General features: G+C 73.8%; 14 protein-coding genes. 5 read left to right on the top strand and 9 right to left on the bottom strand.

What is annotated here, in order from left to right; translation table 11 throughout:
* Both BLW78_RS25015 and BLW78_RS25010 read left to right on the top strand, forming a co-directional pair.
* Positions 1 to 3,623, top strand: a 3,623-nt coding sequence (locus tag BLW78_RS25015) for a non-ribosomal peptide synthetase (protein WP_139307737.1), incomplete at its 5' end; no start/stop codon positions are given.
* A complete protein-coding gene (locus BLW78_RS25010) occupies positions 3,620 to 7,738 on the top strand; it encodes a non-ribosomal peptide synthetase (protein WP_091682751.1) in 4,119 nt (1,372 codons plus the stop codon). The genes BLW78_RS25015 and BLW78_RS25010, both read left to right, overlap by 4 nt.
* A gap of 284 nt (positions 7,739 to 8,022) precedes the next feature.
* Here the strand turns inward: BLW78_RS25010 and BLW78_RS25005 are convergent, their stop codons facing one another.
* From BLW78_RS25005 to BLW78_RS24985, 5 genes are all read right to left on the bottom strand, one after another.
* Positions 8,023 to 10,245 (bottom strand): TonB-dependent siderophore receptor, encoded by a 2,223-nt coding sequence (locus BLW78_RS25005; RefSeq protein WP_244527046.1) that lies wholly within the window; start codon positions 10,243 to 10,245, stop codon positions 8,023 to 8,025.
* Positions 10,246 to 10,609: 364 nt separating this feature from the next.
* Positions 10,610 to 10,897 carry a hypothetical protein gene (locus BLW78_RS25000; RefSeq protein ID WP_091682748.1) on the bottom strand — a complete coding sequence of 96 codons (288 nt, stop codon included), beginning with the start codon at positions 10,895 to 10,897 and terminating at the stop codon, positions 10,610 to 10,612.
* A gap of 98 nt (positions 10,898 to 10,995) precedes the next feature.
* A complete protein-coding gene (locus BLW78_RS24995; protein WP_091682746.1) occupies positions 10,996 to 11,340 on the bottom strand; it encodes an AtuA-related protein in 345 nt (114 codons plus the stop codon).
* Between the two features lie 18 nt (positions 11,341 to 11,358).
* Positions 11,359 to 12,696, bottom strand: coding sequence for an acyclic terpene utilization AtuA family protein (locus BLW78_RS24990; RefSeq protein ID WP_091682745.1), 1,338 nt, complete (start codon positions 12,694 to 12,696; stop codon positions 11,359 to 11,361).
* A 26-nt stretch (positions 12,697 to 12,722) separates the two neighbouring features.
* Complete coding sequence (locus BLW78_RS24985; RefSeq protein WP_091682743.1) at positions 12,723 to 14,048, bottom strand: CitMHS family transporter; 1,326 nt, start codon at positions 14,046 to 14,048, stop codon at positions 12,723 to 12,725.
* A gap of 116 nt (positions 14,049 to 14,164) precedes the next feature.
* On the opposite strand from BLW78_RS24985, the gene BLW78_RS24980 reads away from it, so the two are divergent.
* Positions 14,165 to 15,091 carry a LysR family transcriptional regulator gene (locus BLW78_RS24980; protein ID WP_091682741.1) on the top strand — a complete coding sequence of 309 codons (927 nt, stop codon included), beginning with the start codon at positions 14,165 to 14,167 and terminating at the stop codon, positions 15,089 to 15,091.
* A 29-nt stretch (positions 15,092 to 15,120) separates the two neighbouring features.
* Here the strand turns inward: BLW78_RS24980 and BLW78_RS24975 are convergent, their stop codons facing one another.
* The gene (locus BLW78_RS24975; RefSeq protein WP_170855233.1) at positions 15,121 to 16,941 is read right to left on the bottom strand and encodes an amidohydrolase; all 1,821 of its coding nucleotides are present in this window, start codon (positions 16,939 to 16,941) and stop codon (positions 15,121 to 15,123) included.
* Between the two features lie 319 nt (positions 16,942 to 17,260).
* On the opposite strand from BLW78_RS24975, the gene BLW78_RS24970 reads away from it, so the two are divergent.
* Positions 17,261 to 17,533 (top strand): hypothetical protein, encoded by a 273-nt coding sequence (locus BLW78_RS24970; protein ID WP_091682740.1) that lies wholly within the window; start codon positions 17,261 to 17,263, stop codon positions 17,531 to 17,533.
* A gap of 228 nt (positions 17,534 to 17,761) precedes the next feature.
* Here BLW78_RS24970 and BLW78_RS24965 read toward each other — a convergent pair whose 3' ends face one another.
* Together BLW78_RS24965 and BLW78_RS24960 are read right to left on the bottom strand one after the other, a co-directional pair.
* Positions 17,762 to 19,453, bottom strand: coding sequence for a methyl-accepting chemotaxis protein (locus tag BLW78_RS24965; protein ID WP_091682738.1), 1,692 nt, complete (start codon positions 19,451 to 19,453; stop codon positions 17,762 to 17,764).
* A gap of 322 nt (positions 19,454 to 19,775) precedes the next feature.
* Positions 19,776 to 20,747 (bottom strand): bifunctional helix-turn-helix transcriptional regulator/GNAT family N-acetyltransferase, encoded by a 972-nt coding sequence (locus tag BLW78_RS24960; protein ID WP_091682737.1) that lies wholly within the window; start codon positions 20,745 to 20,747, stop codon positions 19,776 to 19,778.
* Positions 20,748 to 20,973: 226 nt separating this feature from the next.
* Here BLW78_RS24960 and BLW78_RS24955 point away from each other — a divergent pair, with 226 nt between their 5' ends.
* The gene (locus BLW78_RS24955; protein WP_091682735.1) at positions 20,974 to 21,909 is read left to right on the top strand and encodes a helix-turn-helix domain-containing protein; all 936 of its coding nucleotides are present in this window, start codon (positions 20,974 to 20,976) and stop codon (positions 21,907 to 21,909) included.
* Between the two features lie 87 nt (positions 21,910 to 21,996).
* On the opposite strand, the gene BLW78_RS24950 is transcribed toward BLW78_RS24955, so the two are convergent.
* Positions 21,997 to 24,135: a TonB-dependent receptor gene (locus BLW78_RS24950; protein ID WP_170855232.1), complete on the bottom strand. Its 2,139-nt coding sequence runs from the start codon at positions 24,133 to 24,135 to the stop codon at positions 21,997 to 21,999.
* Positions 24,136 to 24,177: the final 42 nt, after the last annotated feature.

Below are 24,177 nucleotides of genomic sequence, written 5' to 3'. Positions count from 1 at the left end.
CCGCCGCCATCGCCGCCATCGCCCGCGACACCCGGCACACCCTCCAGGCCCTCGTCGACCACTGCGCCGACCCGGGCACCCCGCGCCGGCCCACCCCCGCCGACCTGCCCCTCGCCCGCCTCGACCAACCCGGCCTCGACGCCCTCCTGGCCGGCGCCCGCGCGGCCGGTACCCTCGACCCCGACAGCCTCGCCGACCTCTACCCGCTCACCCCCCTGCAGGAGGGCCTGCTCTTCCACGCCCGCCTCGCCCCCGGGGACGCGGCCTACCGCAACCAGGTCCGCCTCGACCTCGAACCCCTCGATCCCGACCGCTTCGCCCGCGCCGTCCGCGCCACCCTCGAGCGCCACGACGTCCTGCGCACCGCCATCCTCGACCCCGCCGACGGCCCGCCCCTCCAGGCCGTCCTCGACCCCGTGCCCCTGCCCCTCGCACGCCTCGACTGGACAGGGGCGCCGTCGAGCCAGGATGCGCCGCACGAGGACGCCCCGGACGAGGATGCCCGCGCCGCGCGCCTCGCCGCCCGCCTCGCCGCCCTGGCCGACGAGGAGCGCGCCCGGCCCTTCGACCTCGCCCGGGCCCCGCTCCTGCGCCTCGTCCTGGTCCGCACCGGACCCGCCCGCCACCACCTCGTGCTCACCGTCCACCACCTGATCCTCGACGGATGGAGCACCGCCCGCCTCGTCGCCGAGGTGCTCGCCCGCTACCGCGGAGAGGAGCCCGAGCCCGTCACAGGACGCTTCGCCGACTACCTCGCCTGGCTCGCCCGCCAGCCGCGGGCCGCCGCCGAGCGCTTCTGGCAGGACGCCCTCGCCGGCCTCGACGCCCCCACCCGCCTCGCCGACACCTTCGACCCGCCCGGCACGACCGGCACGCCCGGCACGCCCGGCGCCCGCGACGGACAGCGCCCGCCCGGGCACGGCGAGGTCCGGCATCTTGGCGAAGTCCGGCATCACGGCGAGGTCCGGCACCGGGTGCCGCCGGCCACCGCCGGGCGGCTGCTCGCCCGCGCCCGGGCCGCGCACCTCACCCTCAACACCTGCGTCCAGGCCGCCTGGGCCCGGCTCGTGGCCGCCCGCACCGGGCAGGCGCGCGTCGCCTTCGGCACGACCGTGGCCGGGCGCCCGGCCGACCTGCCCGGGGCCGAGACCGTGCTCGGGCTGTTCATCAACACCCTGCCGGTGGTCGTCGACCTCGACCCGGCCCGGACGCTCGGCGCGTGGCTGGCGGGCGTGCAGGAGGCCGGTCTCGGCCTGCGCGAGCACGGCCACCTGCCCCTGGCCGCCATCCAGCGCCTCGCCGGCCCCGCGGGTGCGGGCACGGGCACGGGCACAGGGACGGGCGGCCTGTTCGACAGCCTCGTGGTGTTCGAGAACTACCCCGTCGACCAAGCCCTCGCCGCCGCGCGCCACGGACGGGACGGCGACGGAAACTGGGACGGGGATGGGAACGGCGACGCTGCCGACCCGCACGCCTTGCGTCTCGGCCCGGCCATCGTCGCCGAGACCACGCACTACCCCGTCACCCTGGTGGTCCACCCGGAGACCGGTCCCGACGGGACGCGGCTAGCCCTGCGCCTGAGCTACGCCGCCGATCGCCTGGGACACGCGGACGCCGAGGCGCTGCTCGCCGCCTTCGTGGCCCAGCTCGCCGCCCTGGCGGAGGCCGACCCGGCAACCCCGCTCGGGGCGCTGCCGCCGCCGCTGCCCGACAGCGACCGGGCGGTGATCGGCTCGGCGAACGCGACCGCCCGGGCCTATCCGGACGGCGCCGGCGACGTCCTCGCCGCCTTCGCAGACCACCGCGCGCACGACCCGGACGCGATCGCGGTGACCGACGGGCAGGGCGCGCTCACCCGCCGCGCCCTCGACAGCGCGGCCTCCGCGCTGGCCCGCCGCCTCGCCCGCGCCGGGGCCGGTCCCGACACTCTGGTCGGCGTCGGGCTGGAGCGGTCCTGCGCGCTGCTCGTCGCCTGGCTCGCCGTCCTCAGGACCGGCGCCGCCATCCTCCCCCTCAACCCCGAGCTGCCGCGCCCGCGCCTCGTCGCGACCGCCCGCGAGGCGGCCCTGCACCTCCTCGTCAGCGAGTCCGGCCTAGCCGCGCGGATGCCCGGGCCGGCGGAGCTTCCGGACCTGCAGATCCTCACCCCGGATCTGGCAGAGGCGGCGGACGATCCCGCCCTGCCGGCCGCGGCGCCGCACCCGGACGCCCTGGCCTACCTCATCTACACGTCCGGCTCGACCGGCACGCCCAAGGGCTGCGCCAACACCCGCGCCGCCATCGCCAACCGCCTCGCCTGGATGCGGGCCCATTTCGCGGTCGGCCCCGCCGACGTGATCCTGCACAAGACCCCGGTCTCCTTCGACGTCGCCGTCTGGGAGATCCTCCTGCCCCTCGTCAGCGGCGCACGCCTCGTCATGGCGCCGCCGCAGGCCCACCGCGACCCGGACGCGCTGGCCGCCCTGATCCGGCGGGACGCCGTGACGATCGTGCACTTCGTGCCCGCCCTGCTGGAGGCGTTCCTGGCGTCCGGCCGGCTCGCCGCCTGCCCGAGCTTGTCCCGCATCGTGTGCAGCGGCGAGGCGCTCGCCCCCGACCTCGCGGCCGCCGTCCGCGCCCAGAGCCGGGCCGACCTGGCCAATCTCTACGGGCCGACGGAGGCGGCCATCGACGTCAGCGCCTGGACCTGCGGGCCCGAGCCGGACGCCCCGCGGGTGCCGATCGGGCACCCGATCGCCAACACGCAGCTCCACGTCCTCGACGACGCGCTGCACCCGGTGCCGGTTGGGGTGGTGGGCGAGCTCTACATCGGCGGCACCGGCCTCGCCCGCGGCTATCTCGGACGCCCCGGCCTGACCGCCGAGCGCTTCGTGCCCGACCCGTTCGGAAGGCCCGGCGCGCGCCTCTACCGCACCGGAGACCGTGCCGCCCGCCGCCCCGACGGCGCCCTCGACTACCGCGGACGCGCCGACGAGCAGGTCAAGATCCGCGGCCAGCGCGTCGAGCCCGGCGAGGTCGCCGCCGCCCTGCGCGCGCAACCCGGCATCGCCCAGGCCGCCGTCGTCGCCCGCCGCAAACCCGACGGCCCGGCGCGGCTCGTGGCCTACGCGGTGCCCGCGCTAGGCGCGCACCCCGACCCGCAGGAGCTGCGCCGCGCCCTGGCCCGCGACCTGCCCGACGCCCTGGTGCCGGCCGCGATCGTCCTGCTCGACGCCCTGCCGCTCTCGACGAGCGGCAAGCTCGACGCCCGCGCCCTGCCCGAGCCCGACGCGGACGCGCCCGCCCCGGACGCCGACCCGCCGCGCACGGCGACCGAGCGGCGCCTCGCCGATCTCTGGGCCGCGGTGCTCGGCCTGCCCGGCCCCGACGCCGTCGCCCGCTCCGACACCTTCTTCGAGCGCGGCGGCGATTCCATCCTCGTCATGAAGCTCGTCGCCGCCGTCCAGGAGAGCCTGGGACCGCGCCTGCCGCTGCGCGCGGTCTTCGATCACCCGACGCTGGCGGATCTGGCCGCCCGGATCGACGCGGACGGCAGCACCGGCGGGGCCGGGGCGGCCGACCTCACCGACATGGAGAGCTGGCTCGACGCGATCGAGACGGCGGCAGGAGCGACGCGGACATGACCCTTCAGGCCACGCAGATCGCGCGACGCTTCGCCCGGCTCGCGCCGGAGCAGCGCCGGGCCTTCCTCGCCAAGCTCGCCGATAACGGGATCGACTTCGCCACCCTGCCGATCGTCCCGGCGGACGGCGACAGGACGGCGCTGCCGCTCTCGGCGGCGCAGCGCGGCCTGTGGCTGACCTGGCAACGCGAGCCCCTGAGCCCGGCCTACAACCTGACCGGCATCGTCGAGATCGCCGGGACCCTCGATCCGGCGCGGCTCCAGGCCGCCGTCGACGACCTCGTGCGGCGCCACGAGCCCCTGCGCACGACCTTCGGGCTGGATCCGCAGGGCGAGCCGTGCCAGCGCGTCCACCCGGCCGCGCCTGTCCCGATCCGGGTCCGCGAGGGGCTCGACGCCGCCGGCAGCGACGCCCTCGCGGAGGCCCTGGCCCGCACGCCGTTCGATCTGGAGGCCGGCCCCCTGCTCCGCGTCGAGCTGCACCGCCTCGGGGACGGCACCGACCGGATCCTGCTCGGCCTGCACCACATCGCCGCCGACGGGCAGTCGATCCCCCTGCTGCTGCGCGACCTCGACGCCCTGTACGCGGCCCGGTCGCGGGAGGCGGTGGCCGACGGGCTGCCGCCGCTGGCCGTGCAGTACGCGGATTACGCCCTCTGGCAGCACGGCCGGCTCGAGGCCGGGGAGGCCGAGCGCCAGGCCGCGTACTGGCGCTCGGAACTGGGCGCGTCCCCGGCCGAGACGCCGCTGCCCCTCGACCGGCCCCGCCGCGCGGAGCGCGCCGCTTCAGGCGGGATCCACGCGTTCCGGATCCCGCCCGAAGTGAGCGAGGCCCTGCGGAGCCTCGCCCGCCGCGAGGGCGCGACGCCGTTCATGGCCGCCCTCGCGGGGTTCGCCCTGACGCTGGCCCGCTACGGCGACGGCGCGGACGTGCGCGTCGGCCTGCCGCTCGCCGACCGCGCGCGGCCCGAGACGCGCGGCATGGTCGGCCACCTGACGGGCATCGGGGTCCTGCGGGCGCGGGTCGACCCGCGCGACGGGTTCCGCGTCCATCTCCGGCAGGTCCGCGATCGGCTGCTGGCCGCCCAGGCGCACGCCGACCTGCCGTTCGACCGGATCGTCGCGGCGTCGGCGACGGAGCGCCGGCCCGGGCTCCACCCGCTGTTCCAAGTCAAGGTCACCGAGCAGGCCGCGCCCCCGCCCGACGCCCGGTTCGCCGGACGGCCGATGCGGCTGCGCGGCCTCGACGGGGGCGACGTCCACTTCGACCTCAGCCTCGATCTCGTCGATTCCGCCGAGGGCCTGTGCGGCCGCTTGGCCTTCGCCCGCGACCTGTTCGACCCCGAGACCGTCGCGGGCCTGGCCGAGGCCTTCGCGACGCTGCTCGCCGCGGCCGTCGCCGAACCCGACTGCCCACTCTACGCGCTGGCGAGCCCCGCCCCGGCCGCGGCGACGGACCCGGCCGCGCTCGACGGGGTCGCGCTCGACGTGGTCGCGGCCTGGCGCGCCCGCGCGGCCGAGGCGCCGGAGGCGCCCGCCCTGCGGCAGGGCCGGCGCTCCCACAGCCGGGCCGAGCTGGATGCCGCCTCGGACCGCCTCGCCGCGCGGCTGGCCGCGGACGGGGCGGGGCCGGAGACGCGGGTCGCCCTCCATCTCGGCCGCGGCCCCGAATGGGTGCTCGGCCTCCTGGCGATCCTCAAGACCGGCGCCGCCTACGTGCCGATCGATCCCGGCCTCCCGGCCGCCCGCCGGGCCGACCTCGTGGCCGAGTGCGGGGCCTGCCTCGTCCTGGGCGAGCCGGTCCCGGGCGACCGGCCCGACCGGCCGGTGATCGCGGCGCGCTTCGACCCGGCCGAGGACGCGGCGGCCCAGCCCTTCGCGGCCGCGCCGCCGCATCCCGACGCGGCGGCCTACATCCTCTACACCTCGGGTTCCACGGGCCGGCCCAAGGGGGTCGTCGTGACCCGCGGCGGCCTCGCGCAGTACGTGGCCGGAATGCTCGCGCGCGTCGGCCTGCCCGCCGGCGGCCGCGTCGCGATGGCCTCGACCGTTGCGGCCGACCTGGGCAACACCGTGCTGTTCGGCGCGCTGGCCGGCGGCTCGGAACTCGACCTCCTCGACCACGAGACCGCCCTCGACCCCGACCGCTTCGCCGCGGCGGTCGGAGGGGACGCGGCCGGGGGCCGGAGGGTCGACGCCCTGAAGATCGCGCCGAGCCACCTCGGCGCGCTGCTCCAGGCGGCCGACCCCGCCGCCGCGCTGCCAGAACGGCTCCTCATCCTCGGCGGCGAGGCGCTGCCCTGGCCCCTCGTCGACCGGATCGCCGCGCTGAAGCCCGGCTGCCGGGTGGTCAATCATTACGGGCCGACCGAGGCGACGGTCGGCGCGCTGTGCCAGGAGGTCCGCGCGGGGGCGGAGCACCGGGGCGGTGCGCTCGACCCGGAGGACGGGGCCGGACGCTGGGCCGGCGGTGCGCCCATCGGGACGCCGCTCCCGGGCGTCCGCGCGCGCGTGCTCGACGGATTCCTGGCGCCGGTGCCGCCGGGCGCGACGGGGGAGCTCTACCTCGGCGGGCCGCAGGTCGCGCGGGGCTATCTCGACCGGCCGGGCCTCACCGCCGAGCGGTTCGTTCCGGACCCGCACGCCGGCCCCGGGGCGCGCCTCTACCGGACCGGCGACCGCGTCCGGCTTCTCCGCGACGGCAGCCTCGCCTTCGTGGGCCGGGCCGACGACCAGGTGAAGATCCGGGGCCACCGGGTCGAGCCCGGCGAGGCGGCCGCGGCCCTGCGCGACCTTCCGGGAATCCGCGACGCCGCCGTCATCGCGCTCGCCGAACCGGAGGCCGACGGGGCGGACGGCCCGCGCCTCGCCGGCTACGTCGTGGCCGACCCGGACCTCGACCTCGCCGCGGTCGGCGCCCGGCTCGCCGAGCGCCTGCCGCCGGCCCTCGTGCCGACGAGCCTGACCCGGCTCGACGCGCTGCCCCTGACCCCCAACGGCAAGCTCGACCGGCGCGCCCTGGCGTCGCTGGAGGCGGCGCGCGGGACGGACGGGAAGGATCCGCCCCGGGACGGGACGGAACGGGCACTCGCCGCCCTCTGGGCCGACCTCCTCGGCCTGGATCCGTCCGCGATCGGCCGCCACGACGCCTTCGCCGACCTCGGCGGCGACTCGATCCTGAGCCTGAAGATGCTCGCGCGCATCCGCCGGCAGGGCGTCGCGGGGGGCAAGACCCTCACCCTCGCCCAGATCCTCGGCGCGAAGAGCCTCGCCGACCTCGCCGAACGCGTCGCGCCGGCGGCTCCGCGCGGGCCGGAGATCGTCCATCTCCGCCGCGAGGGCGGACGGACCCCGCTTTTCTGCGTCCCCGGCCTGATCGCCAACGCGACCGAGTTCGCCGCGCTGGCCGCGCGGCTCGGCCCGGAGCGGCCGGTCCACGGCTTCGTCAGCCACGTCTACACGGAGGCGCGCTGGCAGGGGTACGACGTGCCCGCGCTGAGCGGCGCCTACGCGGAGTGCGTCGCCGCGCACGCGCCGGGCGGCCGGTGCGCGCTGGTCGGCTGGTCGTCCGGCGGCGACCTCGCCTACGAGACCGCGCGCCGTCTCGACGGGCGCGTGCGCGTCGACTTCCTGGGCCTCGTGGACGTGTTCGAGTCGGTGCCCTTCGCGGCGCCGCGGGCTCTGGACGCGGACGCGCGGGCGCTGGCCGCGCGGCGGCGCGCGGACTGGCTGGACGGCTCGCGGATGGCCGAGCAGTGGCGCGGGCTGATCGCCCGCATGGACGCGGACGAGCGGGAGGCGCTCGACGCCTACCTCGTCGACAACCCGGAGCTGCCCGCGGACGGGCCCGACCTGACGGCGCGCGAGTTCGAGCTGTGGGCCCTCCTGGACAAGCGCGTGCGGGCCAAGCGCCACGCCTTCGCGCCGCTGGCGCGGCCCGTGCACGTCTTCCAGGCCGCGGATTCGCTGACGCGACCGGAGCGCCTGCGCGACTGGAGCGCGCTGGCGCCGGTCGCGGAGCTGAGGATCATTCCCGGCGCGCGGCACCTGGACATCCTCCGGAGCACCGCGTTCCAGGACGCGTTCGCCGAGGCCCTCGACGCGGCCGAAGCCTGATCCGGGCGCGGGCCCTTCCGCGAGGGCCCGCGTCAATCCCGACAGGACGGCGCGGACCTCTTCTCCCGCGCGCGGGACGAGGGGCCGCGACGGCGGGGACCCGGAGCGCGCGGCGCTCTCGGTCCGCGGCGGGCGCAGGGGTGCGTCGGATCAGGGACCGCGCGCCGATCCGGCCGGGGCCGACGCTGGCGGGGTCACGGCGGCCGTCCGACGCGGATGCCAGGGCGCGGTCCCGCCGCGTCCGGACCCGCCGCCCCGCGTGGGGGCGACCGCCGGCGAGAGGCTCACCACCGGTATGTGAGGGTCCCGAACACGTTGCGCGGCTCGCTGTACCGGCAGCCATTCACCGTGACGCAGGTGACGTAGGAATGGTCGAGGACGTTGCGGGCGTTGATCTGGGCGCGCCATCCCTTGAGGCTCGGGTCGGCGACGCCGAAATCGTAGAGCGCCACGAGGTCGAACAGGGTCGCCGCGCGCGAGTCGAAGGTCGCGCCCGAGATGTTCGAGCTGCCGACGTAGCGCACGCCGCCGCCGAGCCGCAGGCCCGGGATCCCGAATAGGCCCATGTCGTAGGTGCCGAACACGCCGGCTTGGTTGTAGGGCACGAGGTCGAGGCGCTGGTTGAAGTTCGCCGCGACCGTGGTCCGCGTCTGCCGGGCATCGGTGTACGAGTAGGAGGCGACCGCCTCCAGCGGGCCGAAATTCGTCCGCGCCTCGGCCTCGAAGCCCTGCGAGCGGACCTGCCCGGCCTGCGTGCTGAAGACCGGGTTGACCGGGTCCGCCACCAGCGCGTTCGTCTGGTTGATCCGGTAGAACGCGGCGCTGAGCAGGGTGTCGGCGCCCGGGACCTCCCAGCGCAGGCCGCCCTCGTACTGCTCGCCGAGCGACGGCTGGAAGGGATTTCCGTTCCGGTCGGTGACCGCGAAGGTCTGGAAGGACTGGCTGTAGGAGACGTAGGGCGCCAGCCCGTAATCGCCGAGATAGAGCAGGCCGAGCCGCCCGCTGAAGGCGCTGTCGTTCTGATCGAGCTGCGCGCCGGTGCGGTAGGTGAGGACCTGCGTGCGCGCGAAGTCCTGGCGGCCGCCGGCCAGGAAGACGAAGCGGTCGAACCTGACCTGATCCTGGACGTAGATACCGACTTGGTCGAGCAGGCTCTTCGAGCCGGTGTTGATCGCGTAATTGATCCGCGGGTAGGTCAGGCCGTAGACCGGGGCGTAGACGTTCAGATTGCCGACGGTGCCGTTGGTGTAGCGCTCCGAGTTCAGGAAGCTGCGGTAGTAGTCGATGCCAGTCAGCAGCGTGTGCGCGGTCGGGCCGATGACGAACTTCGTCTCGAGCGAGGTGTCCGACGCCACGCCCGTCGCGTTCTCGTTGCGCATGCTGATGCCGCGCGTCGCGACCTGCCGGTTCGCCAGCAGGGATGTCGGGGTCAGGTAGTCCCAGTCGACCCCCGACTGGTAGTAGCGCAGGGCGTGGCGCAGCCGGACCGAGTCCGAGAAGGCGTGGTCGATCTGGTAGCCGATCGCGCCCGACCGGGAATCGTACCGGTCGAAGGCGGGCTCGCCGTAGAACCGGTCGATGGCGAAGCGGGGGAACCGGCCGTTGGGCAGCAGCGTGCCGACCGCCGAGAGCGGCGGCTGGAAGCGCGTGTGGATCTCCTGATAGTAGCCGAGCAGCGTGACGGAGGTCGCCGTCGACGGCCGCCACGTGATCGCGGGCGCGATGTAGCGCTTGTCGTCGGGCGTGTACGCGAGATAGCTGTCGCTGTTCCGGATCAGCCCGGTCAGCCGGTAGGACCACGCGCCGTCGTCGGTGAGCGGTCCGGTGAAATCGCCCGACACTTCCTTGCGATTGTACTGGCCGAAGCTGACGTTCATCTCGTTGAACGGCGTCTGGAGCGGATGCTTGCTGACGGCGTTGACGATGCCGCCGGGCGAGAGCTGGCCGTACAGGATCGACGCCGCGCCCTTGAGGACCTCCAGGCGCTCCAGCCCGTACGGCTCCTGCGTCCCGTCATAGACGCCCGATTGCAGCTTCAGGCCGTCGCGCAGCAGCCCCGAATTGCCCGCCTCGACGGTGAAGCCGCGGATCGTGAAACCGTCCGAGACCTTGGCGAAGCCGCCCACGGCCTGGCTGCTCAGGCCGGGCGTGTAGGCCAGGGCCTCGGCCAGCGTCGAGGCCCCCTCGTCGCGAATCTGGCGGGCGCCCACGACGTTGATCGTCTGCGGCGTCTCGATGATCGGCGTGTCCGTCTTCGTGCCGGACGCGCTCGCCTTGGCGACGTAACCGTTGACCGGCCCGGTCGCCGTGTTGGGCGACAATCCTCCCTGTCCGACAACCTGGATCTCGTCGAGGGTGACAGCAGTCTGCCCGCCGCTCACCGGCTGCGCGGCCAATTCGTCGGCGGGCAGCGAGATACCGACGGCCGCCGACAGCAGGAGCGGCCCCCAATACGGGAGGCGCTTCTGTGGTCGATCGGACGGAGCGGGAGCGAAATCGACGCACATGCAGGCAACTCTTGGGCGCTGCAGCCGCCGCGGTCGGATTCGGCTGCGAGACCTCCATCTGCGCGGCCGCCGCACAGGAACGCAATAGGTCAAGCTCGCCTGTGAGCCTATAACGGCAGTTCAGTTGCAGATCAGAGACAAAATCAACATGTAATAATTCTAATTTGCGAGATTTCCCCGGGCCGCTCCGTCGGGACGAGTCGCGTGAGATCGGCGGAAAAGAGTTGCACGCAACCGCTCTACTGCGATGTGCTAGTCCTCGTAGGACAACCCGGCAGGGATGGCGGGATCGACGTGATCCGTGACGCGGGCGCGGGGGCCCGCCGAACGTCGCCCGGCTCGGGGCCCGGCTGGGCGCCCGCTCTCAGACGGCCCAGTCCGCCGCCAGTGCGGCGGCCGCGTACCGGGCGCGCGCCGCGGCGTCGCGCGGGAGCCCGGCGCGCTCGCACCACTCCGCGAAGATCTCCGGCTCGACCGGCACGCGCACGACCTCGACGCCGCTGCGCTGCACCTCCCGTTCCATCTGCTCCGTGGCGACGCGCCAGGTCTCGTAGTCGGGGGGCAGCTTGGCGCCGTCCGCGAGGCTGGTGCGCAGGGCTGGGTACTGCTCCGGGGTGTACCAGGGCAGTCCGACGCGGCGGGGGCGGTCCATCTGGGCTCTTCGAACGGTCACGCTGAACGACCGTCAACGGTCATGGGCGGCCTCTGGTTCGAACCCGCATCGCGATCATGCCGCGGCGGCCTCGACCCTCACCGTCTCGGGCTTCCGCGTGCGGCTCGGCCGGCGCCGAGGTCCGGGATGTCCAGATCGAGGAGCGCGGCGCCGAGGCCCTTGCCGTGCGCGTCGAGGGCCAGGGAGCGGGTGACGCCGCCGCCGAGCGCGCCCGTGAGCACGAAGTTCAGCGCCCCGAGCTTCGGCAGCGCGTAGCGGGTCACGTCGCCGGTCACGATCCCGCGGAAATGCGCCCGCACCCGCTCGGCCGTGACGTGCGCCGCGAGGTGCTCGTAATCGGCCGCGTCGTAGGCGATCAGCGCGATGTTCGACGTGTTGCCCTTGTCGCCCGTGCGGGCATGGGCGAGCGCGCGCAGCTTCATCCTCGGGTCTCCCGGCTCTCAGGCTTCGACGACGTGCACGCGCGGCCGGGCGAGGGCGGCCGGGACGAGGACCGACTGCACCGCCACCACCTCGCGGGCCGATTTCCAGGCGCCGCCGCCGCCGGCCGGGCCGTTGGTGTAGAGCGTCTCGACCTCGTTGCCGATCCGCACGGCCTCGGCGTGGGTCTCGGTCCGCCCGGCGACCCGCAGGCGGACCTCGTGGGGCTCCCGCTCGCCCGACAGCGCCGCGCCGTGGAGCGCGTCGACGCCGATCAGGTCGCAGCGCAGCTCGGTCGTCGCCACGCCGGTGAGGGCGAGGCGCTCGCGCACCACCGACAGGGCGAGCCGGCCGCGGGCCAGGGCGCCGGGCCCGGCGTAGGAGATCTGCCCCTCGCCGATATAGGAATCCACGTACCCGACCGAGACCTTCAGGAGGCCCGTCGCCGGCGCGCCCGTCGCGCCGCGCACCCGGACGCGGTCGGGGCCGACCTGCTCCATCTCGACCTCGGAGAAGTCGCCGACCACGTCCGGCTGGATGTAGCGCGCCGGGTCGTGCACCTCGTAGAGCAGCTGCTCCTTGCAGGTGGCGAGGCTGATCCGGCCGCCCGAGCCCGCGACCTTCGTGATCTCGACCGTGCCGTCCTCGGCCACGATCCCGATGGGGAAGCCGAGGCGCGCGAGGTCCGGTACGTCCTTGCAGCCCGGATCGGCGAAGTAGCCGCCGGTGATCTGGCCGGCGCATTCGAGGAGGTGGCCCGCGAGGGTGCCGCGGCCCAGGCGCTCCCAGTCGTCCATCGCCCAGCCGAAGGCGTGCACCAGGGGGGCCAGGAACAGGGCCGGGTCGCCGACGCGGCCGGTGATGACCACGTCGGCGCCGTCCGCGAGGGCGGCCACGATCGGCGCCGCGCCGAGATAGGCGTTCGCCGAGACGACGCGGTTGCCGAGGCCGGCGACCGGCTCGCCGCTCTCCTCCAGGACGAAGTCGCCCGCCCGCACCGCGTCGAGCAGGTCGTCGCCGGTCACCGCGGCGATCCGCAGGCCGGCGAGGCCCATCCCCCGCGCGAGCGCCCCGGCCTTCCGGGCGGCGGCGACCGGGTTGGCCGCGCCCATGTTGGTGACGATGCGGATGCCGCGGGCCCGGCACGGCCCGAGCACGGCCCGCAGGCGCGCCTCCAGCAGCGGATCGTAGCCGCCCTCGGGGTCGCGCAGCTTCGCCTGCTGCGCCAGCGCGATGGTGCGCTCGGCGAGGCACTCGAACACGAGGTAGTCGAGGTCGCCGCGCTCGGCGAGTTCGACGGCGGGCTCGATGCGGTCCCCGGCATAGCCGGCGCCGGCGCCGAGGCGGACGGTTCTCATGGCGCGCTCTCCGCTGTCAGAGGGGTTCAGATGGGGAAGACGCCGAAGACGACGCAGGCGAGGGTCATCACCACCGAGGCCGCCAGCAGGAACGGGAAGGTGAATCTCTGGTGGTCGGCGAGGTCGATCCCGGTCAGGCCGCAGACCAGGAAGGTCGCGGGCGTCAGCGGGCTGACGGGGAAGCCCGTCGTCATCTGGCCGAGCAGCGCCCCCTGGGCGACCTGCACCGGCGGGACGCCGAGCTGGTGGGCCACCTCCGCCACCACCGGCAGGACGCCGAAGTAGAACGAGTCCGGGTCGAACAGCATCGACAGGGGCATCGACACGAGGCCGAGCCCGAACGGGATGTGACGCCCCATCTCGGGAGGCACGAAGGTGACGGCCGTCTGGGCCATGGCCCTGAGCATGCCGGTGCCCTGCATGATCCCGGTGAACACGCCGGCGGCGAGGAGGATCGAGGCCATCAGGATCGCGGCCCTGGCGTGCGCGTCGACGCGCTGCCGCTGGGCGTCGACCTGCGGGTAGTTGATGACCAGCGCGAGCGCCGTGCCGAGCATGAACATCAGCGCCGGCGGCACCTTCTCGGCCAGGAACACCATCGTCCCGAGGACCGCGGCCGTGAGGACGATGTTGATCCAGAAGCGGTCGGGCCGGCGCAGGGCCCGCTCCGCGTCGCTGAGGGTCCGGGCGGTCGTGGCCGGGCCGGGCGCGGACCCCGCGGACCCCGTCGTCCCGGGGACGAGGGCCAGACGGCGCTCCTCCCGCAGGCCGAGCCAGTACGAGGCGGCGAAGATGAAGACGAGCCCGACCGCCTGTACTGGCACGAGGGGCGAGAAGATCTCGGGGATCGGCAGCTTGAGGGCCGCGGAGGCGCGGATCATCGGCCCGGTCCAGGGCAGGAAATTCACCCCCGCCGCCATCGAGGCGGCGCAGGCCAGGACGCGCCGGTCGATGCCGACGCGGTCGTAGAGCGGCAGCATCGCCGGGATGGTGATCAGGAACGTCACCGCGCCCGACCCGTCGAGGTGGATCAGCAGCGCCAGCAGGGTGGTGCCGGGCACGATCCGGGTGGGGCGGGTGCCGACCCGGGCGAGGATCCGGTCGATGATCGGGTCGAGCATCCCGGCATCGCTGACGATGCCGAAGAACAGGATCGCGAACACGAACATGCCGACGACGCCCGCGAGGCTCTGCAGGCCGGCGAGGACGAACTTGCCGGTGTCGAATCCGAACCCGCCGATCAGGGCGGCCGCGACCGGGATGACGATCAGCGCCACGAGGGGCGACATCCGCTTGGTCAGGATGGCGGCGAGCAGCAGCGCGATCGTGCACAGGCCGAGCAGGGCCAGCATCCGTTCCTCCCGTTGGCGCCGGCGTGGTTCGGACCCGCGCCTGTATCGGGTCAGGAAACGGCGGACGGCTTCATGACACAATTGAAAAGATCGGATCGCAGCGATAGCCTGAGATTATGGATCTCAACCTGCGGCAAGTGCGGGCCTTCGTGTCCGTCGTCCAGGTCGGCAGCTTCACCCGCGCGGCCGCCCTGCTGAACCTGTCGCAGCCCGCCCTGACGGTTCAGATCCAGCGCCTGGAGGAGATGCTCGACGCGCGGCTCCTCGACCGGACCAGCCGCACCGTCGCGCCGACGCGGCTCGGCCGCGAGCTGCTGCCCGTGTTCGAGCGGGTGCTGCGCGACCTCGACGCCGTGGTGGTCGACACCCGCGACCTCGCGGCACGGCGCCACGGGGTCGTGCGCGTCGCGACGCTGCCGTCCTTCGCGGCGAGCGTGCTGTCCGACGCGATCGTCCGCTTCCGCGCCGAGCACCCCGCCGTGACGTTCCGGATCAAGGACGTCATCGCGCAGCGGGTGCTCGACCTCGTGCGCGAGGAGGAGGCGGATCTCGGCATCGTCGGCGGCGACGTCCGCGATCCGGAGATCGGCGTCCTGCACCGGACGCGCGACGCCCTGCACGTGATCTATCCCGCCGATCACCCGATCGGCGCGCTGCCCCGGGTCACGATCGCGGCGCTCGCCGAGCACCCCCTGATCCTGATGGACCCGGCCACGAGCGTGCGGGCGGTGGTCGACCGCGCCTTCGTCGGCTCGGGCCGCCTGCCCCGCATGGCCTGCGAGGCCACCTACATGATGACCGCCGTCAGCATGGTCCGGGCCGGCCTCGGCCTGACGATCCTCCCGGGCGCGGCGCGGGAGATCCGGGCCGAGCCCCTGCTCCGTTCGCGGCCGATCGACGACCCGCTGTTCGAGCGTCCGGTCTGCCTGATCAAGAAGGCCGGGCGGACGATGCCGCCTGCGGCCGAGGCGTTCTGCCGGATGGTGGCGGACCGGCTCGCGGATCCGGGGGGGACGGCCGCCGGCGCCGCGCCGGGCCCCTGATCGGCCGGCCTGATCGTCCGGCCGGATCCTCAGGCCCGGTGCCGCACGACGCCGTCCATCATGGTCAGGGCGACCTTGGTCCGGTGGATCTCGTGCGGATCGATCGTCAGGATGTTGCGGTCGAGGACGACCAGGTCGGCGCGCTTGCCCACCTCCACCGACCCGATCCTGTCGTCCATGCGGAGCTGGTAGGCGGCGCCCATCGTGTTGGCGTGGATCGCCTCCGCGACCGTCAGGCGCTCGTCGGCGGGGCTCAGCACGGGCGCGTCCGGCCGGCCGACAAGCTGCCGCGTCACGCCGACCTGGATCGACGTGAGGGGCTCGTAGGTCGAGACGTAGCCGGCCGCCGGCCAGTCCGTGCCGAAGGAGACCCGCCCGCCCTGCTTCAGGATCGTCTTGGTCCGGTACATCCGGCTGGCGCGGTGCGCGCCGTAGCGCGCCATCATGTTCTGCAGCGTGTCGGGGTCGGCCGACGACCAGTTGGCCGAGAACTGCGCGGTCACGCCGAGCCGGGCGAAGCGGGGCGCGTCGCTGTCCTCGACATAGACCAAGTGGGCGATGGCGTGCCGCCGGTCGCGGGCCGGGTTGTTCGCCACGGCCTTCTCGATCGCGTCGAGGGCGACGCGGGCGGTCCGCTCGCCGCAGGCGTGGACGTGGACGTCGAAGCCCGCCGCGTCGACCGCGCCGACGAGGTCGTGCCACTGCGCCTCGGTGAAGGGCGACCCTCCGGTCGAGTCGGGCAGGTCGGCGTAGGGCTCGATCAGCCACGCCGTGTAGCCGCCCTGCGAGCCGTCGCCGACGATCTTCACGATGTCGACGTGCACGAGCTCGCCGGAGACCTGCCGACGCACGGCGTTGAATCGCTCGACCGTGTCGTCGATCGGCAGCGACTTCACCGAGTAGGAGGCGGAGACGCGGAACGGCAGCGTGCCGCGCTTCTCGGCCTCCACGTAGAGCGCGATGATGGCGGCCTGATCGCTGCCGACGGGCGGGACGCCCGCGTCGAAGACCGTGGTGATGCCGGCGGCCGCGGCCTTGGGCAGCCAGCCCTCCAGCAGGCTGCCCATGGCGGCGACGCTGATGGGTTCCACGGCGTTGACCAGCCCGAGGACCGCGTTGACCTCGAGCACGTAGCCGGTGGGGTCGCCCTTCTGGTCGCGCGCGTAGTAGCTGAAGCGCGGGATCGGGTCGGGCGTGTCCCGGTCGACGCCGGCCATCGCCAGCGCCTTGGAATTGGCCCACAGGCTGTGCCCGTCGATGGCGAAGAAGAAGGCCGGCCGGTCCGGCAGGATGGCGTCGAGTTCGGCCCGGTTGGGACCCTCCGGGGGAAACATGTCGACGCGCCACCCGAAGCCGCGGATCGGCCCGGTCGGATGCGCCTTCGCGTAGGCCTCGATGGCCGCGAGGACCTGGGCGAGGTTGTCGCGCTGCAGGTCGACACCGGATGTCAGGAAGGCGCCGAGGAACGGGTGGGTATGCCCCTCGACGAAGCCGGGCATCAGCAGCCGGCCCTGGAGATCCACCACCTGCGTGGCCGGGCCGGCCAGCGCCAGCGCGCCGGCCGCGTCACCGACATGGACGATGGTGTTGCCGCGCACCGCGACCGCCTCGGCCCAGGGGGCCGGCCCCGCCACCGTGTAGACGGGGCCGTTGTGGAACACGACGTCGGCGGGCCCCGCGGCGGCCGCGCGGCCGCTCCCCGGTTCGGCGCGGGCGCCCGTCGGGACGAGGTCCAGCGCGAGCGCCGTCGCGGTGATGGCCGCGCCCGACCGCAGCACCGCGCGCCGATTGACGGCGCGCCCGCCCCCGAAGGCCTGGAAATGGGGCGCCCAGTCACACGCGACGCACATGCGAGGCTCCCTGTTCCCGGATCCGCTCCCGACGGGACCCGATCCCGCTCTTGTAAATACTTAGCTAATATTTATTAGCGATCGACTAAGATCTGACCGGATAGCTTTCGCCCGATGATCGCGCGATCGGATCGGACCGACCGGGCCGGCAGCCGCCCCGGTCCGCCAACCGATCGCTCCGAGCGCAGTCGGGACTCTATCGGCCAGTCGGATTACGGTGGATAGTGGAGCTATCCGGCTCACGACTGGACGAAGGCGGTTTCGGGAGACGACGGATACTGCCAAGCTGTTTCACGCGCGCTCGACGACGGGAGGTACGATGACCCGAACCCTCTTCCGCTCCGCGGGCCTAGCCCTGCTGAGCCTGGCCGTCCCGGCCACCCTCGCGGCCCAGGGCCTGGCGCCCGACCAGACCGGCACGGGTGGCGGCCCGGCCACGACGATCACGGCGCCGAACACCAACAGCCTCGGCGTGACCAAACCCCCCGGCACGTCCCTCGGCCCGAGCGAGGTGCCGCCGCGCGCCGTGCAGGAGCACGAGCGCGCCCGGCTCAACAAGATCGAGCGCAGCATCTGCGACGGCTGCAACTGAGCGCGGGCGGGGCTGCCCGATCCCCGGGCCGACCGGCGCGTCGACCCGCGGGGCCCCACGCGGGCGGCGGTCCCGATCGTTGTGCACCGTTCCGGAAGACAGATCCGGGAGACAGACGCTCCGGCGGAGCAGCCGCGCCATGCCCCCTCTGCCGTGCGGGAGAGGGGCCCGCACCGCGGACGGCACGGGCTCGGCGATCACCCCGTCGCGCCTCGATCGGGCGCAGCTCTAGGCGGCCCGGACCTCGTCCAGGAAGCTGCGGACGGCCCGGCTGAGCCCGTCGGACCGGACCGCGAGAGTGCGCGCGGCGTCGAGAACCTGCGTCGCGGCCGATCCGGTCTCGCCGGCCCCCTCGCGCACCGATCCGATATGGCCCGTGACCTGCCGGGTCCCGTGCGCGGCCGCCTGGACGTTCCGCGCGATCTCGCGCGTGGCCGCGCCCTGCTCCTCGATCGCCGAGGCGATGTGGGTGGCGATGCCCGACATGTCGTCGATCGTGCGGCTCACGCCCTGGACCGCCTCCACCGCGCCCCGCGTGGCGGACTGGATCGCGCCGATCCGGGCGGAGATCTCCTGGGTCGCCCGGGCCGTCTGCTCGGCCAGCGTCTTGACCTCGGCGGCCACCACCGCGAAGCCGCGGCCGGCCTCGCCGGCGCGCGCCGCCTCGATGGTGGCGTTGAGGGCGAGCAGGTTGGTCTGGCTCGCCACGCCCGAGATCAGGCCGGCCGCCGCGCCGATCCGGTCGGCGCTGTCGGACAGCTCCCGGATGATGGTGCCGGTCTCCTGCGCGCGCGCGATGGCCGAGGCGGCGATCTCGACCGAATGGGTCACCTGCCCGCTGATCTCCTGCACGGAGGCCGCCATCTCCTCGGTCGCGCTCGCAACCTGCTGGACGTTACCGGAGGTCTGCTCGGCGGCGACCGAGACGCTCGCCGCGAGGGTGTTGGTCTGCGCGGCGATCTCGGTCATCGAGGCGGCGGTCGCCTCCATCTCGGTGGCGGCGGCGGTCAGCTCGTCCGTGAGCGCCCCGGCCTCCCGCTCGAAACCGCGGGTGATGCGGTCGAGCAGCTCGGCGCGGCGCATCTTGGCGGCGTCGGCCTCGGCCTGGAGGGCGGCCAGCCGCCGCGCCTCGATCCCCGATTCCTTGAAGACCTGCACGGCGTCGGCGATCTGGCCGATCTCGTTCCGCTCGCCCTGGTGCGGGATCGCGACCGCGAGGTCCCCGGCCGCCAGCCGCCGCATCGGTTCCAGCACGGCGCGGACACTGGCGGCGATGCTCCGCACGATCAGCGCGCCGAGCGCGGTCGCGAGCACGAGGGCGATGGCGCCGATCGCCAGCATGAGCCGCTTCGCGCCGGAGGCGGCGGCCGCTCCCTGGGCGATCGCCGTCTCGCCGCTGGCGTTGTTCAGCGCCACGATCTCCTCGAGCGCCTGGGAGGCCGCCTTGATGTGGGGGCGGACGCCGACCAAGCTCTCGCGCAGCGCCAGATCCTTGCGGCCCGTCCGCGAGTATTCCAGCACGGCCGGGATCGCCGCGAGGTAGCTCTTCCATTCCCGGTCGAACACGTCGAAGAGCGCGCGCTCCTTCGGACCGTCGATCAGCGGCGCGTAGTTGCGCATCGCGGCGGCCACCGCCTCCGTCTTCTTCGCCAGGGCCGCCTCCTCGGCCCGCATGTGGGCGGCCTCGGGATAGAGGATGTGGTTCACGACGCTGACGCGCACGTCGATCACGTTGCCGCGCAGCTCGCCGGCGTAGCGCACGCTGGGCAGGGTGCCGCTGCCGAGGCGGATCTGGTCCTCGGCGAGATCGCCGACGGCGTGCAGGCCCACGCCGCCGACGAGGAGCAGACAGACGATGAGCAGCGCGAGTGCTCCGACCAGCCGGTGCTGGATCGAAAGTTTCGCGAACCAAGCTTTCATTGTCCGAGCGCAGCTCCAGAGCGGGGCCACCAAGATGGAAGCGCGACGATAAGATTCCGTTACGGGATCTGTTGCTGATGCTCTCACAAACAGATCGCCCAAATCAATTTTCAGTTGAACTCTTCGCGCCCATCATTTTGTCTGTCCGCGCATCGTCACTGCTGAACGAGATCTGACGCAGAGCGTGCAGCTGTCCTCCGCGGATGGGAGCGGCTCGCTGCGGCGCCGCGCGGGCCCGCGCACGGCCGGGATCCGCGCTTCGTCGCCGCGCCAGGCGGCACGACCGGGAACGGGTCGCCCTCGGCACGTCGGGCGCGCGGCGTCACAGGGGATAGCGCATGGCCACGTTGCAGCGGGCATAGCGCCGGCCGAACCGGTCCATGATCTCCGGGTCGTGCCGGAACCCGACCTTCTCGTACAGGTGCACGGCGGCCGCGCACTTGGTGTTGGTCAGCAGGTAGAGCGTCTCGATCTCCATGGCCGCGGCGCGGGCCAGCACCGCCCGCAGCAGGTGCTCGCCGGCCTTGCGGCCCCGGGCCCGCGCGGACACGGCCATCTTGGTCAGCTCGTAGCAGCCCGCCTCCGTCCGCATCAGCGCGCAGGTGCCGACGATCCCGAGATCCGCCGACTCAACGAACAGGATGAGCCCGCCGCGGTCCAGGATCTCGCCGCGGGGATCGGACAGGATCCGGCGGTCGTTCTCCTCCAGCGCGAACATCGCCTCGATCCACTCGGCGTTGATGTCGCGGAAGCGGTCCGCCAGCGCGTCCGTGTAGTCCCGGATCGTCAGGCCCGTCGCGGCGTCGCCGGCCGCGCCGTCCTGGCGGATGCGGGCCGCGAACGGGACGGCGTCGAGCCTGCGCTCCAGGGCGGCGACCTGGTCCAGCAAGGCGCCCGACAGGCCGGCACACAGGCTCGCGACGGCGCTGTCGACGCGCGGCCAGAGCGCGTCCTTGGCGCGCGCCATCAGGGCCTTGCCCGCACCGCTGAGCGACAGCGCCTTCTGGCGAAGGTCCGCGTCCGACCGCGCCTCTTCGAGCAAGCCGAGCGCGACGAGGCTCGCCGCCGTGCGCGTGGCCGCCGGCTGGCTGACGCCGAGGGCGGCGGCGGCGTCGCCGATGGTCAGCGGCCCGTAGCGGTCGATGGCGGCGAGGAGCGGGAACTGGGCCGGCTGGATGCCGAGCCCCTCGTCCCGCAGGATCCGGGCGGCGTCGGCCTGGAAGCGGTCGGCGAGGCGCTTGAGGCGGCTGCCCAGGAACAGCGGCCCGAGTTCGTCGAGGATGTCTGCCGGCATGTCGGTCCTCCCGACACGATTTATATAATGCGTTATGTTTCTCGCAAGCCCTTATGGCCCGAAGGTCGGCGCATCGCAACACTGCCGCGATGGAACGATGGCCCCAGGGTACAGACCGTCGCCCCGCGGGAGCGGGTCGCGTCAGATCGTAGATTGTGTCCCGTGCGCACTGGTCGCTCGCGCAACGTAAGGTAAAATCACTCAACCCTCGCTCATCGGTCCCGCCGTGAACGTCGTACCCCGTTCCCTCTTCACGACGGATGCCCTGCCGGAGCGCGACCGCTTCGCCGCGTGGCGCGCGCTGTTCGCAGCCCACGACCTCGATGCCGATCCGCACGGCTTCTCGGGCCGGATCGAGACGACGCTGATCGGCCCGATGGCCCTGCGCGTCATGAGCGCCGCACCGCAGGGGCCGGCCCGGTCCCGCTCCCGGATCCGGCGCGACGGTCAGGACGGGTTCGTCCTGCACCTCAGCCGGCACGCCTACAGCGTCGAGACCGAACGGGGCGTGGCGGAGGTTCCGGCGGGCGCGGTCAGCCTCAACGACCTGTCGCAGCCGTACCGCCGCAGCCGGGTGCCGGAGACGGACTCGCTGATCCTGGCCGTCCCGCGCGCCTCCATCGCCACCGTGCTGCCGGACGAGGACGCGATGCACGGGCTGATCCTGACCGGCGGCGCGGGCCGCCTGCTCGCCGACCATATCCGGAGCCTGGCCGCGCATAGCGGCGCGATCACCGCGACCGACGCAGCCCCGATCGCGCAGGCCACGCTCCACATGGTCGCGGCCTGCGCGCGCCCGAGCCTGGAGGGAGCGGCCCGCGCGGCCGCGCCGCTCGAGGCCGCCCGGCTCAGGACCGCGAAGCGGCTCATCCGCGGCCAGCTCGACACGCCGCCCCGGGTCGACGCGATCGCGCGGGCGCTCGGCATATCGCGCTCCCAGCTCTACCGCCTGTTCGAGCCGGAAGGCGGGGTGGCGCGTTACCGCGCGCGGCAGCGCCTCGCGGCCGTGCGGGCCGCCCTCGACAATCCGCTGGAGCCGCGGTCGATCGGCGCGATCGGGGAGGCCTACGGCTTCGGGAGCGGCGCCCAGCTCAGTCGCGCGTTCCGGGAGACCTACGGCCTGACCCCGCGCGACTACCGGGTCTCGCGCAGCAGCGGCTGACGCGACCGGGACGCCGGGACGAAGTCCGTCACGGCGTGGGTCTGCCGCGAGGGGGTCGGGACCCGCGTGTCGTCGTGGCGCCGGCGGTCAGAACCGCCCGGCGATCGTCAGGCGCACGGCCGTGGGCTCCACCGGGTGGAAGACGCGATCGATCAGCCCCTCGGCGGGCTCGCCCGGAAGGCGCGAGACGTAGGCGTAAGTGATCTGGTCGGCCTTGCTGTTCGTCAGGTTGAGCACGTCCAGCGAGACGCTCACCCCGGTGTCGAACAGGTAGCCGATGCGGCCGTTGAGCAGGGCGGTCGCCCGGGAGCGGATCGCGTTGTCCTCGATGAGCGGGCGCGGCCCGAAATAGCGGACCCGCAGGCTCCCGAACCAGCCGAGGGGCTCGCCGAAGGTCACGCCCGCCGACGCGATGGTCGTGGGGGCCTCCGGCACCCGGTTGCCCGCCGGGTCGTAGCTGGAGAACCGGGCGTTGGTGATCGTCAGATCCCCGTCCAGGGACAGCCACGGCGTCACCGCGTAGCGGTTCGTCCACTCGACGCCGAACCGGCGGGTCGGGCGGCTCGGCTCCGTGGTGCCGGTGTCGCCCTGGAAGATGTTCTCCGAGGCGAAGTCGAGCCGGAACAGCGCGAGGCTCGTCTCCAGCCCGGCGATCGACCGGTTGCGCAGGCCGAGCTCGTAGCCCGTGGAGGGCACCAGGAAGGGCGACCGGGTGATGTTGAACAGGGGGCTCGCGGGATCGACCGTGGCGGTGACGCCGCGCGCGTCGTTCGAGTGGAAGCCGCCGCCGTAATTCACGTAGATCTCGGTGTCGGACCACGGTCCGAGCACGAGGCCGAGCTTCGGGTTGACGATGCCGTCGGTGGCCCGTCCCGAGTTCGCCGGCGTGTCCGAGCGGACGTCGGCGTAGTAGCCGTCCGCCCGCACGCCGACGCTCGTGCGCAGCCACTCGGTCCAGCGCACCCGCGTGTCGAGGTAGAGGGCGCCGCTCGATTCCAGCACGCGGTCGTCGAGCACGGTCGAGCGGTACTGGCGGAAGGCGGTGTTGAACAGGCCGACGCGGATCGAGTCCGTCCGCGTCTGGGCGCCGACCTCGACCTCCAGCGGCCGGCCGAACAGGTCGCCCTGGAAGATGTGCAGAACCTCGCCGCCGCCGAGGACGCGCTGGTCGAGCTGGTGGAACTGGTCGCCGCCGACGGGATCGTTGAGGAAGTAGGTGAAGTCGTTGAACAGGTTCATCTGGTAGCGGATCACGTAGGCCGAGGCCCGGGTGATGCCGGTGTCGTCCGTCGCGCTGAACCGCCCCGACAGGGAGAAGCGGGCGGTGTCGCCGCCATCCGTGGGGTTGAGGGTGCCGTAGCGGCCGATCAGCCCCGCTCCGACGGCCCGCTCCGGGATCTGGTTGGTGGCCGTCCAGCGGGACGCGTAGGCCATGCCGGCGACCGCGAACCCGTCCAGCGCCGTGCCCTGGCTGTAGCGGGCGACGCCGTTGAGCTTGCGCAGCGCGTCCGGGACGGTCCACGGCCCGTCGTAGACCTGCGCCTCGCCGGCCACCAGCAGGGTGCCCTCGCCCAGCGGGGCCGAGGCGATCGACAGGGCCCGCTTGTAGCCGAAGCTGCCGATCGAGGTCAGCGCGAGATTCTCCCGCACGGTGTCGAGATAGTCGATGCGCACCGAGCCCGCGGAGGCGAAGTCGCCGTCGCGCACGAAGTACGGCCCCTTGTGGTACTCCACAGCGCCGACGAGTTCGGGGATGAGGAAGTTGAGGTCGGCGTAGCCCTGGCCGTGGGCGTGGGTGCGCATGTTGACCGGCATGCCGTCGACGCTGATGGCGATGTCGGTCCCGTGGTCGAGGTTGAAGCCGCGCAGGAAGTACTGGTTGGCCTTCCCCTCCCCGCTGTGCTGGGTGACGATCAGGCCCGGCACTGCCTCCAGCACCTCGCCGGGCCGCGTGACCGGGCGGGCGTTGAGGACCGCCCCGCCGATGAGGCCGGCGCTGGCCGCGTCGACGCTCAGCAGGGCGCCGCCGATCCCGGTGACGCCGCCGACATAGCCGGCGCTGGCGCCGGGCCCGTCCGTCGCGGGGATGACTGGAGGCGCCGCGGGGACCACCGAGATCTCGGACAGGGTGACGGCCGACGATGTCGGGGCGCCCTCACCCGGCGCCGCCCAGCCGCGCCCGGCGGTCGCGACGACGAGGCCGCCCGCGGCGAGCAGCCGGGTCACGGCGCGGAGGCCGGGGGCGGCAGGCCGGTGACGGCAGACAGG

The organism is Methylobacterium sp. 275MFSha3.1 (assembly GCF_900108435.1).
Lineage (GTDB): Bacteria > Pseudomonadota > Alphaproteobacteria > Rhizobiales > Beijerinckiaceae > Methylobacterium.
The sequence above is the reverse complement of the archived record's forward strand: the minus strand, read 5'-3'. Positions and strand labels throughout refer to the sequence as shown.